The organism is Pseudomonas sp. CFII68 (genome assembly GCF_000416195.1).
Taxonomy (GTDB): domain Bacteria; phylum Pseudomonadota; class Gammaproteobacteria; order Pseudomonadales; family Pseudomonadaceae; genus Aquipseudomonas; species Aquipseudomonas kilonensis.
The window spans coordinates 1-12,178 of record NZ_ATLN01000128.1 but is presented as its reverse complement, the minus strand read 5'-3'; the positions used below and the strand labels follow the sequence as shown (position 1 = coordinate 12,178).

The window sequence follows — 12,178 nt, the reverse complement described above, 5'->3', positions numbered from 1 at the left end:
GGTGAAGAATCCGTCCTCGGGTTGGCGACCAAAAAAGCTGGAAAATCTGCCAGCTTTCGTGAAAGCAGAAAGTGCTGGCAATTCGCCAAAACGACAAAAAACCGTCACCTAAAACCGCCTCACACATCGCCCTTTCGGCACTTCTTCACGTCGTTTAAAAATCTGCATGGAACTTTTATTGACGCCTAAAAGCCGTCGGAACCCGCAGATTCAAAGGCTTTCGCTTTGAACAATGTGCCGGTTTTTTTCAAGCACATAAGTTTTTTTCGGCATAAGCCTTATGAGAAATTCTTCTTAGGTTTTGCTCAGGATGTTCTTAGCTGTGTTGTTACAAGGTTGAAACGGTTTTGATCTTAAATACGTCAATATATTGGCGACAAGCGAAGCACTACAGACCTCAGGAGATGCACCCCATGCGCGTTCTAACCCCCCTCTGCAGCGCGGTTTTGCTGGCCATGGCCTGCTCTTCTCAGGCGCAGGCCCTGTCCTTGACCGAAGCGATCCAGAGCACCATCGCCACTCACCCGGAGCTGGCACAACGGGTGGACAGCCGTCTGTCGGCCAATGAAGACGTCAAAGTCGCCCGAGGGGGCTTTTTCCCATCGGTGGATCTCAATGCCGGTTACGGTCGTGGCTATAGCGACAACACCAACACCCGGGCCTTGGGCAATCACCACACCAATATCCTGACCTACACCCAATCGGAGCTGCGCCTGCGGCAGATGATCTTCGACGGGTTCAACACCGCCAATGAAGTGCAGCGCACCCAGGGCGTGGTCAACTCCCGGGCCTATTACGCCCAGGGCACCGCCCAGGATCTGGCACTGCGCACCATCGAGGTCTACCTGGAAGTGCTCAAACGTCGCGAGCTGGTGACCCTGGCCAAGAACAACCTGCAAGCGCACATGCGGGTCAACGACCAGATCGGCCTGCGCACCGAGCGTGGGGTAGGCAGCAACGCCGACTCCGACCAGTCCAATGCCCGTCGGGCCCTGGCGGAAAACAACTACGACACCGCCCAGGTCGACCTGGCCGACGCCGAGGCGAACTTCTACAGCGTGGTCGGGCGCATGCCCGATGAACTGGAAGCGCCGCCCTCGACCAAAGGCGAACTCCCCGCCGACCTGCGCGAAGCCCAGCAAAGCATGGTGGATAACAACCCGTACCTGAAATCGGCCCAGGCCGACATACAGTCCGCCGAGAGCCAGTACGAAGTGGCGAAGTCGCCGTTCTACCCGCGCTTCGACGCCGAGGCGGCGGTGGGCGCCAATAACAACATCGGTGGCGAAGAAGGCCACGACAACAACTGGCGGGTCGGCGTGGTGATGAACTACAACCTGTTCCGCGGTGGCAGCGACAAGGCGCGGCTGGCGTCCAACGCCCACCAGATCAACCAGGCCATGGACATCCGCAACAATGCCCTGCGCCAGCTCAACGAAGACACACGCCTGGCCTGGAACGCGATGCTCAACGCCCGCAAACAGACCCCCACCGCCCGCGAATATGCCGACACCACCGCCCGCGTGCGCGCCGCGTACCAGGATCAGTTCGGTCTCGGCCAGCGCACCCTGCTCGACCTGCTCGACAGCGAAAACGAGCTGTACAACGCCAACCGTCGCTACACCGAGGTGCGTTACACCGAGGAGTACTCGATGTACCGGGTGCTGGCGAACATGGGCCTGCTGTTGCACAAACAACGGATCGTGCTGCCGGCCGATGCGGTCGCGCAGACCGAAGTCAAGAATCAGGCTCGGCTGCCGGAACTGAAGTAGCCCCCCTCGAAAAAATATGGGAGCAACCGACGTGACCAGCATGGAACCCGCAACCCCGAGCGCTGACCCGCGCCTGAACTTCGATGATCCCTTGCTGGACGGTCTGTTGATCCTCTGCAAACTCCATGGTGCGACGGTCAGTCGCGCCAGCCTCAGCGCCGGGCTTCCTATGGCGCACCAACGCTTGAGCCTGGACCTGCTGCCGCGCGCAGCGGCCCGGGCAAGCTTGCAGGCGCGCCTGTTGCGTCGTGAGCTGGCGGATATTTCCCCCCTGAACCTGCCGGTGATGTTGATCCTGGCGAGCGGGCGCTGTGCGGTACTCAGGCGCTGGGGCGAGGATGGCAAGGCGCTGATCCTGCCCAGCGAAGCCGACGGCGGCGAACAGTGGGTCAGCCGCGAGGAACTGACCCTCGACTACAGTGGCCAGGCCTTGTTCGCCCGGCCGCGCCATGAACTCGAAGACCTGCGCTCGCCCCTGGTGCCGCGGGTCGAGGCGTGGTTTCGCGACACCTTGAAACTGTCGCGCTGGCTGTACAGCGACGCAATCCTGGCGAGTTTCCTGATCAACCTGCTAGGCCTGATGGTGCCGCTGTTCGTCATGCAGACCTACGACCGCGTGGTGCCGAACCAGGCCACGTCGACCTTGTGGGTGCTGGCCGTGGGGCTGTTGATCGGCACCGGTTTCGAACTGGTATTGCGGGTGGTGCGCGCCCATCTGCTGGACACCGCCGGCAAGAAAACCGACGTGATTCTCTCCGCGACCCTGTTCGAACGCATCACCGGCATGGCGATGAAGGCCAAGCCAGTGACCATCGGCGGCTTCGCCCAGAGCATCCACGACTTCCAGGGCCTGCGCGAATTCCTCACGGCGGTGACCCTCACCAGCCTGATCGACCTGCCCTTCGCCCTGCTGATGCTGGTGGTGATCGGCCTGTTGGGCGGCTGGCTGGTGGTGATTCCGGTGGTGGCGTTTCCGATCACCATTGTCTTCGCGATGATCATCCAGGTGCGCCTGCGCGACACCGTGCAAAAAAGCCTGGCCCTGGGCGCCCAGCGCCAGGCCCTGCTGATCGAAACCCTCGGCGGCCTGGAAACCCTCAAGGCCTGCAGCGCCGAGAGCGAGCGCCAACATCAGTGGGAAAGCACCCACGGCGCCCTCACCCGCCTGGACAGCCACGCGCGCAACCTCTCGGCACTGGCGACCAACGGCACCTTGTTCCTGCAACAACTGGCGGGCATGGCGACTATCGTCGCCGGGGTCTACAGCATCATCGCCGGCAACCTCAGCGTCGGCGCGCTGGTGGCGACCTACATGCTCGGCAGCCGGGTGCTCGCCCCGCTCGGGCAGATCGCCGGACTGATCACCCGTTACCAGCAAGCCCAGCTCACCATGCGCAGCACCGATGCCCTGATGGCCTTGCCCCAGGAGCGTGACGCCAAGCAGCGGCCCCTGGATCGCACCCAGTTGCAGGGCGCGCTGGACGTCAACGGCGTGACCTTCCACTACAACGGCCAGAATGCCCCGGCGCTGGCCAATATCAGTTTCAGCCTTAAACCCGGCGAACGGGTCGGGATCATCGGCCGCAGTGGCTCGGGCAAGAGCACCCTGGCGCGCCTGGTGATGGGTTTCTATGCGCCGGAGGAAGGCCAACTGCTGCTGGACGGCCTGGACCTGCGACAACTGGACGTCGCCGACCTGCGCCAACAGATCGGCTACGTCGCCCATGACCTGCCGCTGCTGGCCGGCAGCCTGCGGGACAATCTCACCCTGGGCGCCCGCTACGTCAGCGACGCGCGCATGCTGGAAGTGGCGGAACTGACCGGTGTCACCGAACTGGCGCGCCAGCATCCCCAAGGCTTCGACCGCCCGGTGGGCGAGCGCGGGCAACTGCTCTCCGGTGGCCAACGCCAGGCCGTGCTGCTGGCCCGGGCCTTGCTGCTCGACCCGCCGATCCTGTTGCTGGACGAACCCACCAGCGCCATGGACAACAGCAGCGAAGACGTTTTGCGGCAAAAGCTTCATACCCATGTACAGGGCAAGACCGTGCTGCTGGTCACCCACCGCACCTCGATGCTGAGCCTGGTGGACCGCTTGGTGGTGCTGGATAACGGCCGGATCGTGGCGGATGGGCCGAAAGAGGCGGTGATCGATGCGCTGCGCAAGGGACGGGTGGGCTCTGCGGCGGTATAGAAACAACACCGCAATCTGTGGGAGCAAGGTTTGTGTGGGAACAGGTTTGTGTGGGAACAGGTTTGTGTGGGAACAAGGCTTGCCCGCGATGAAGCTGATGCGGTCTCACTGGAACCGAGGCGCCTGTATCGCGGGCAAGCCTTGCTCCCACAAAAGCCTTGCTCCCACAGATAACCCTCTCAAGCCACAGGGATGTGTTCGGTTTTATTTTCTCTAACCAACGGGTACCGCCCCATGTCTGCTCAAACACCGGATTCAGCCGCCCGAAGCTACTTCGGCAGTTTCAGCAAAAGCGCCGAAAGCGAGTTCATGCCGGAAACCGCTGGCGCCACGCTGCAGGATTCGCCCCGCCGCTCGCGGGTGACCGTGTGGCTGGCCGCCGGGTTGATCATCACGGGGCTGGTCTGGGCGAAGTTCGCGGTGTTGCAGGAAGTCACCACCGGCGAAGGCAAGGCGATTCCGTCGAGCAAGATCCAGGTGATCCAGAACCTGGAGGGCGGCATCGTCACTGAGATTTTCGTCCGTGAAGGCCAGATGGTGAACAAGGGCGACACCCTGCTGCGCCTGGACGACACGCGCTTCCTGTCGAACAAGGGCGAAAGCGAGGCCGACCGCTATGCGCTAACGGCCCAGGTCGAGCGCCTGTCGGCCGAGGCCGAGGGCCGGCCGTTCAATCTTTCGGCCGAGGTGATCGCCAAGGCCCCGCAAGTGGCCGAGGATGAGCGCTCACTATACGAACAACGGCAACGGCGCCTGGCCAGCGAACAACGCACCCTGACCGAACAACTGCGGCAGAAGACCCAGGAGCTGGCGGAATTTCGCTCCAAGCAAGGCCAGTTCAGCTCGGCCCTGGCCTTGCTGCAAGAAGAAATGAACATGTCCGCCCCGCTGGTGCGCACCGGGGCGGTGTCGCCGGTGGAGATCCTGCGGCTCAAGCGCAGCGCGGTGGAAATCCGCGGCTCGCTCAACGCCACCACCCTGGCTATTCCCCGAGCCGAATCGGCGATCAACGAGATCAAGAGCAAGATCGACGAATCGGAACAGACCTTCCGTTCCGAGGCGGCCAAGGACCTCAATGAGAAACGCACCGAACTGTCGAAAATCACCGCCTCGAGCATCGCCATCGACGACCGCGTGACCCGCACCACCGTCGTCTCGCCGGTGCATGGGGTGATCAAGCAACTGAAGGTCAACACCATCGGCGGCGTGGTGCAGCCGGGCAACGACATGGTGGAAATCGTGCCCCTGGAAGACAACCTGCTGATCGAAGCCAAGGTCCGCCCTCAGGACGTGGCGTTCCTGCACCCAGGCCAGAAAGCCATGGTCAAATTCAGCGCCTACGACTACACGATCTACGGCGGGATGAGCGCCAAGCTCGAACTGATCGGCGCCGACACCATCACCGACGACAAGGGCAACAGCTTCTACCTGATCCAGGTGCGTACCGATAAAAATCACTTGGGTGGGGATGCCAAACCATTGCTGATCATTCCGGGGATGGTGGCGACGGTGGACATCATCACCGGGGAGAAAAGTGTCCTGGATTACTTACTCAAGCCGGTATTGAAGGCGCGGACCGAGGCGATGCGCGAGCGATAGGCCTTAAGCTGAGACTTTCTTTGATTGCTCTACCGCTATCGCGAGCAGGCTCGCTCCCACATTGGTTCTGTGGTGTTAGCAGATTTTTGCATGCACTGGAGATCAACTGTGGGAGCGAGCCTGCTCGCGATGAAGCCAGCACAGTCACGACTTATTTCCCAGCATGGTTACGCCGAAACGTCTCCTCCCCCATCGCCGCAATCTGCCCCTCGATCAACGCCTCGAACGGCCTCAGCAACCCCTCGAAGCTCGCCGGCGCCTCAAGCACCTGCAACGCCTGGACAATCGCCTCCAGCGTCGACAAAGCTCCCGGCCCCGGTGCCTTGCGCAAGCGGTAACGGGACACCCCGCCCTCGGCCAATGTCACCCTCGGCAGCGCCGCCAGCAGCGGGTTGAGGTGCAGCAGCTTGCGCGCCTTGCGCCAGGTGCCGTCGGGCACGACCAGCAGCAACGGCTCATCGGAAGGCGCATACGCCTGCAACGGCTGTGCATCGTCAGCCGGAAACAACAACCGTGCCTGATAACCCGGTTGATTGAGCAAACTGGGCAAATCCTCGAACACCTCGCCCACGATCAGTTCAGCGTTGTTAAGCCCCAACGCCGCCAAGCGGGCGGTGTTCAAGGCATGGTTCACTTCGCTGGGATGCTGCAACAGCAAGACACGGGTGCGGCTGTCGAGGCTGGGGATCAACGGGCACAGACAGTGGCTTTGCGGTCGTTGGCAGCGCGGGCATTGAGTTCTGGACATGGTCAGGCCTGATTCAGTTGAGCTTTGAGCAAATCGCGGAAGGTCTGGATCAGCGGCTCGCGGCTGCGGCCACGGCGCACGATCATCGAAAACGGCGCCTGATAGCCGAAGGTCGCCGGCAGCAGCACGCGCAAGTCGCCCTTGTCCACCCAAGCCTGGGCGTAGTGCTCGGGCAGGTAACCGACGTAGGCGCCGGACAACACCAGGATCAACTGCGCCTCCATGCTCTCCACCGTCGCCGCGCTGTGCTTGAAGCCGTGGCGAGCCAGTTCGGCCTGGCTCCAGTAACCGCGCCCGACCATGCGCTGCTGGGTGATGACTTGTTCGGGGATGCGCCGCTCGTTGAACAGCGGGTGGCGGTTGCTGCAATACAACCAGTGCTGCTCACGGTACAGCGGCATGTAGACCAGCCCGCTCATGCGCGTGGAGAACGCACCGATGGCCAGGTCCAGGCGGTTGTCCTGCACGCCGAGTTGCAGCTCGTAAGGGCTCATGACCGACAGGTGCAAATGCACCGCCGGATGCTCCTGGCTGTAGGCACCGATGGCTTCGGCGAACGGCAAGGCCTTGTCGCTGACGGTGGAGTCAATCACTCCCAGGTTCAGCGTGCCGCGCAGTTCACCCTTGAGCGCTGCCGCGTACTGCTCGAACCCTTCGAGCTCGCCCAACAGGCGCAAGGTTTCCTGATGGAACAACTCGCCCTTGCTGGTCAGGCTGAACCCACCCCGGCCACGATGACACAGCACCAGGCCCAGGGCCGATTCCAACTGACTCATGTAGGTGCTGATGGCCGACGTGGACAGGTTGAGTTCGTGCTGGGCATTGGCGAACCCCTGATGCCGGACCACGCTGACAAAAATGCGCAGTAGTTTCAGGTCGGGTAGAGCGTTGGCCATGGGGGTGTCTCCATACAAGCAGGTCAATGCACATTTGTGGCGAGGGGATTTATCTGTGGGAGCAAAGCTTGCTCGCGATACAGGCGCCTCGGTTCCAGAGGAAACCGCATGAACCTCATCGCGGGCAAGCCTTGCTCCCACAGGCTTGCACCCACCATTAACCTCATCAATCGCGAGAGTCTATCGCCCCACCCGCCATTAGTTTAGAAAAATCTGAACTAAGTATTTGCCGCCAGCGATTCTTCACGGCAATGGCTTTTCGCAGAATCGGCCCCTGATAAATAAAACAACGATGAGGCCCTACCCGTGGACAAGATTCTTCACCAACCACTGGGCGGCAACGAAATGCCGCGCTTCGGCGGCATCGCCACCATGATGCGACTCCCCCATTTGCAAACCGCTGCCGGCCTGGACGCTGCCTTCGTCGGCGTGCCGCTGGACATCGGCACCTCCCTGCGCGCCGGCACCCGTTTCGGGCCGCGTGAGATCCGCGCCGAATCCGTGATGATCCGCCCCTACAACATGGCCACTGGCGCCGCGCCGTTCGACTCGCTGTCGGTGGCCGACATCGGCGACGTGCCGATCAACACCTTCAACCTGCTGGACGCGGTGCGGATCATCGAGGAGTCGTACCACAAGATCCTCGAACACAACGTCATCCCCCTGACCCTGGGCGGCGACCACACCATCACCCTGCCGATCCTGCGGGCCATCCACAAGAAACACGGCAAGGTCGGCCTGGTGCACATCGACGCCCACGCCGATGTGAACGACCACATGTTCGGCGAGAAAATCGCCCACGGCACCACCTTCCGCCGCGCCGTGGAAGAAGGCTTGCTCGATTGCAACCGCGTAGTGCAGATCGGCCTGCGGGCCCAGGGCTACACCGCCGATGATTTCAACTGGAGCCGCAACCAGGGTTTCCGCGTGGTCCAGGCCGAAGAGTGCTGGCACAAATCCCTGGCCCCGCTGATGGCCGAAGTACGTGAGAAAGTCGGCGGCGGCCCGGTGTACCTGAGCTTCGACATCGACGGTATCGACCCGGCCTGGGCGCCAGGCACCGGCACTCCGGAAATCGGCGGCCTGACCACCATCCAGGCGATCGAAATCGTCCGTGGCTGCCAGGGCCTCGACCTGGTCGGTTGCGATCTGGTAGAAGTCTCGCCGCCGTACGACACCACCGGCAACACCTCGCTGCTGGGCGCCAACCTGCTGTACGAGATGCTCTGCGTATTGCCCGGCGTGGTTCATCGCTGAGGTGCGGTCATGAACGATCGAGATCAGGTTCTCAAGGCCGCCGCCGAATTGGTGTCGGCCTTCGCCCGCAATGACCGCGACGCCTACTTCGGCGCGTTCACGGCCGATGCGAGTTTCGTGTTCTACACCCTCGAACAGCCCCTGCTGTCACGCGATGCCTACCAGGCGTTGTGGGATCGCTGGCGGTCCGAGGATGGCTTCGAGGTGCTCAATTGCACTTCGAGCAACGCCTTCGTCAGCCTGCAAGGGGACGTGGCGATTTTCATCCATGACGTGGCCACCGAGCTGCGCATGCAAGGGGAGCAGCACTTTAGCCAGGAGCGCGAAACCATTGTGTTTCGCCAAGAACAACAAGGCCTATGGCTGGCCTGTCACGAACATTTGTCCGCAATGCCGGAAGGGCTGCCATCCCCTTAGCAACAGGCGACATTCACACACGATGAATGCGCCTCGATGATCGGAGCAGATCATGAATAACAATAACGATAAAAGCCTTACGCACATTGAAACCAACGGGGTCGAGCAGATCCCCGACCACGAACGCAGCGCCGGTCCGGGCGACCTGTTTCGCCTGATTTTCGGCGGTGCCAACACCTTCGCCACCGCCGTGCTTGGCAGTTTCCCAGTGCTGTTCGGCCTGTCATTCCAGGCCGGGGTCTGGGCGATTGTGCTGGGCGTATTGGTCGGTTCGATCATTCTCGCGCCGATGGGCCTGTTCGGCCCGCTCAACGGCACCAACAACGCCGTTTCTTCCGGGGCACACTTCGGTGTGCACGGGCGAATCGTCGGCTCGTTCCTCTCGTTGCTGACCGCCATCGCGTTCTTCTCGCTGTCGGTATGGAGCTCGGGCGATGCGTTGATCGGCGGGGCCAAGCGGCTGATCGGCGTGCCGGAAACCGACCTGAGCCTGGGCCTGGCCTACGGCCTGTTCGCCCTGCTGGTGTTGACGGTATGCATCTACGGCTTCCGCTTCATGTTGTGGGTCAACCGCATCGCCGTATGGGCGGCCAGCCTACTGTTTTTGCTGGGCATCCTGGCCTTCGCACCGACTTTCGACAGCCAATTCGCCGGCACGGTCAGCCTCGGCCAGCCGGGCTTCTGGGCAGCGTTCATCGGCGCGGCGCTGGTGGCCATGAGCAATCCGATTTCCTTCGGGGCGTTCCTGGGCGACTGGTCGCGCTACATCCCCCGCAACACGCCCAAGCGCCGCATCATGCTGGCCGTGATCGCTGCGCAACTGGCAACGTTGATCCCGTTCCTGTTCGGCCTCGCCACCGCCACCATCGTGGCGATCAAGGCGCCGGACTACATCGCGGCCAACAACTACGTGGGCGGGCTGCTGGCGGTCTCGCCGGGGTGGTTCTTCCTGCCGGTGTGCCTGATCGCGGTGATCGGCGGCATGTCCACCGGCACCACGTCGCTGTATGGCACCGGCCTGGACATGTCCAGCGTGTTTCCACGGGTGCTGTCGCGGGTCAAGGCGACGCTGCTGATCGGCGTGCTGTCGATTGCCTTCATCTTCATCGGGCGCTTTGCGGCGAACCTAGTGCAGAGCGTCTCGACCTTCGCCGTGCTGATCATCACCTGCACCACGCCGTGGATGGTGATCATGATCATCGGCCTGCTGGTGCGCCGTGGCTTCTACTGCCCGGATGACCTGCAAGTGTTCACCCGCGGCGAAACCGGCGGGCGCTACTGGTTCAGCCACGGCTGGAACTGGCGCGGCCTGGGGGCATGGATCCCCAGCGCGCTGGTGGGGTTGTGCTTCGTCAACCTGCCGGGGCAGTTCGTCGGGCCGCTGGGGGAACTGGCCGGTGGGATCGACATCAGCCTGCCCGTGACCCTGGGCCTGGCGTCGGTGGTGTACCTGGTGTTGCTGGGGCTGTTTCCAGAGCCGGCGGCGGTGTATGGGCCGGGGGATCCGCGGAGCAAGGGTTCGGTCTCGCCGAGCGCTGAACCTGTGGCGAGGGGATTTATCCCCGCTGGAGCGCGCAGCGCTCCCAAATCCTGACATCTCGGTGTGCCTGACAGATTGAGTTGGCTGTTTTGGGGCTGCTTCGCAGCCCAGCGGGGCGGTGCGACGTTTCGCTAAATCCCCTCGCCACAACTCCATCTGTCCACGGCGCCATCTCGACTTCCTACAAAAAAGACAATCGGAGACACGCCACCATGGCTTTGGACTTAATCGTCGTTCTCATCTACGCCGCCGGCATGATCGCCCTCGGCTGGTACGGCATGCGCCGCGCCAAGACCCGTGACGACTACCTGGTCGCCGGGCGCAACCTCGGCCCGGGCTTCTACCTGGGCACCATGGCCGCCACCGTCCTGGGCGGTGCGTCCACCATTGGCACCGTGCGCCTGGGCTACGTCTACGGCATTTCCGGATTCTGGTTGTGCGGCGCCATTGGCCTGGGCATCGTCGGCCTCAGCCTGTTCCTCGCCAAGCCGTTGCTCAAGCTGAAGATCTACACCGTGACCCAAGTGCTGGAGCGCCGCTACAACCCGGCCGCGCGCCAGGCCAGTGCGTTGATCATGCTGGTTTATGCGCTGATGATCGGCGCCACCTCGACCATCGCCATCGGCACCGTGATGCAGGTGCTGTTCGGCCTGCCGTTCTGGGTGTCGATCCTGGTGGGCGGTGGCGTGGTGGTGCTGTATTCCACCATCGGCGGCATGTGGTCGCTGACCCTCACCGACATCGTGCAATTTCTGATCATGACCGTTGGCCTGGTGTTCCTGCTGATGCCGATGTCCATCGCCGATGCCGGCGGCTGGGATGCGATGGTGGCGGCCTTGCCGGCCAGCTACTTCGACTTCACCGCGATTGGTTGGGACACCATCCTCACCTACTTCCTGATCTACTTCTTCGGCATCTTCATCGGCCAGGACATCTGGCAGCGGGTGTTCACCGCCCGCAGCGAAGGCGTGGCCAAAGTCGCCGGCACCGCCGCCGGCCTGTACTGCGTGCTGTACGGCCTGGCCGGGGCGTTGATCGGCATGGCGGCCAAGGTCCTGCTGCCGGACCTGGAGAACGTCAACAACGCGTTCGCCAGCGTGGTGCAGACCAGCCTGCCCAACGGCATTCGTGGCTTGGTGATCGCCGCGGCCCTGGCGGCCTTGATGTCCACCGCCGCGGCGGGCCTGCTCGCAGCGTCCACCACGGTCGTCCAGGACTTGCTGCCCCGTCTGCGCCAGGGCCGTGAGAGTGGCAGTGGCGACGTCCACGAGAACCGCATCGCGACCCTGCTGATGGGCGTGGTGGTCTTGGTGATCGCCCTGGTGGTCAGCGACGTCATCAGCGCCCTGACCCTGGCCTACAACCTGTTGGTGGGCGGCATGCTGATCCCGCTGATCGGCGCCATCTACTGGAAACGCGCCACCACCGCCGGCGCGATCACCAGCATGTCGTTGGGTTTTTTGACCGCGCTGCTCTTCATGCTCAAGGACGGCCTGGACGCCAACACGCCGATCTACTACAGCCTGAGCGTGGCGCTGGTGAGTTTTGTGCTGGTGAGCTTGTTGTCGCCACGGCCGAGTGCGGTGGCCAAGGTGGTTTGAGCGAAACCGAATCAAGCCGAACACACTTGTGGCGAGGGGATTTATCCCCGCTGGGCGTGAAGCAGCCCCAATCCAGGCAATCCGGTGTGCCAGGAAGATTGAGCCCACTGCTTTAGGGCTGCTGCGCAGCCCAGCGGGGATAAATCCCCTCGCCACA

General features: G+C 62.7%; 9 protein-coding genes. 7 read left to right on the top strand and 2 right to left on the bottom strand.

What is annotated here, in order from left to right; translation table 11 throughout:
• Positions 1-413 precede the first annotated feature (413 nt).
• From CFII68_RS00125 to CFII68_RS00135, 3 genes are all read left to right on the top strand, one after another.
• Entirely contained in the window at positions 414-1,772 is a 1,359-nt protein-coding gene (locus CFII68_RS00125; RefSeq protein ID WP_018614414.1) for a TolC family outer membrane protein, read from the top strand.
• Positions 1,773-1,803: 31 nt separating this feature from the next.
• The gene (locus CFII68_RS00130; protein WP_018614412.1) at positions 1,804-3,963 is read left to right on the top strand and encodes a type I secretion system permease/ATPase; all 2,160 of its coding nucleotides are present in this window, start codon (positions 1,804-1,806) and stop codon (positions 3,961-3,963) included.
• Between the two features lie 234 nt (positions 3,964-4,197).
• The gene (locus tag CFII68_RS00135) at positions 4,198-5,562 is read left to right on the top strand and encodes an HlyD family type I secretion periplasmic adaptor subunit (protein WP_018614410.1); all 1,365 of its coding nucleotides are present in this window, start codon (positions 4,198-4,200) and stop codon (positions 5,560-5,562) included.
• Between the two features lie 151 nt (positions 5,563-5,713).
• Here the strand turns inward: CFII68_RS00135 and CFII68_RS00140 are convergent, their stop codons facing one another.
• Positions 5,714-6,310, bottom strand: a complete 597-nt coding sequence (locus CFII68_RS00140) for a tRNA-uridine aminocarboxypropyltransferase (protein ID WP_018614408.1) — start codon at positions 6,308-6,310, stop codon at positions 5,714-5,716.
• Positions 6,311-6,312: 2 nt separating this feature from the next.
• Positions 6,313-7,206, bottom strand: a complete 894-nt coding sequence (locus tag CFII68_RS00145) for a LysR family transcriptional regulator (protein ID WP_003184133.1) — start codon at positions 7,204-7,206, stop codon at positions 6,313-6,315.
• Positions 7,207-7,512: 306 nt separating this feature from the next.
• On the opposite strand from CFII68_RS00145, the gene speB reads away from it, so the two are divergent.
• From speB to CFII68_RS00165, 4 genes are all read left to right on the top strand, one after another.
• Positions 7,513-8,463: an agmatinase gene (gene speB / locus CFII68_RS00150; protein WP_018614406.1), complete on the top strand. Its 951-nt coding sequence runs from the start codon at positions 7,513-7,515 to the stop codon at positions 8,461-8,463.
• A 9-nt stretch (positions 8,464-8,472) separates the two neighbouring features.
• Positions 8,473-8,880, top strand: coding sequence for a nuclear transport factor 2 family protein (locus CFII68_RS00155; RefSeq protein ID WP_018614404.1), 408 nt, complete (start codon positions 8,473-8,475; stop codon positions 8,878-8,880).
• Positions 8,881-8,929: 49 nt separating this feature from the next.
• Positions 8,930-10,474: a cytosine permease gene (locus tag CFII68_RS00160; protein WP_235862426.1), complete on the top strand. Its 1,545-nt coding sequence runs from the start codon at positions 8,930-8,932 to the stop codon at positions 10,472-10,474.
• A gap of 158 nt (positions 10,475-10,632) precedes the next feature.
• Complete coding sequence (locus CFII68_RS00165) at positions 10,633-12,021, top strand: sodium:solute symporter (RefSeq protein ID WP_018614400.1); 1,389 nt, start codon at positions 10,633-10,635, stop codon at positions 12,019-12,021.
• The last annotated feature ends 157 nt before the right edge of the window (positions 12,022-12,178 follow it).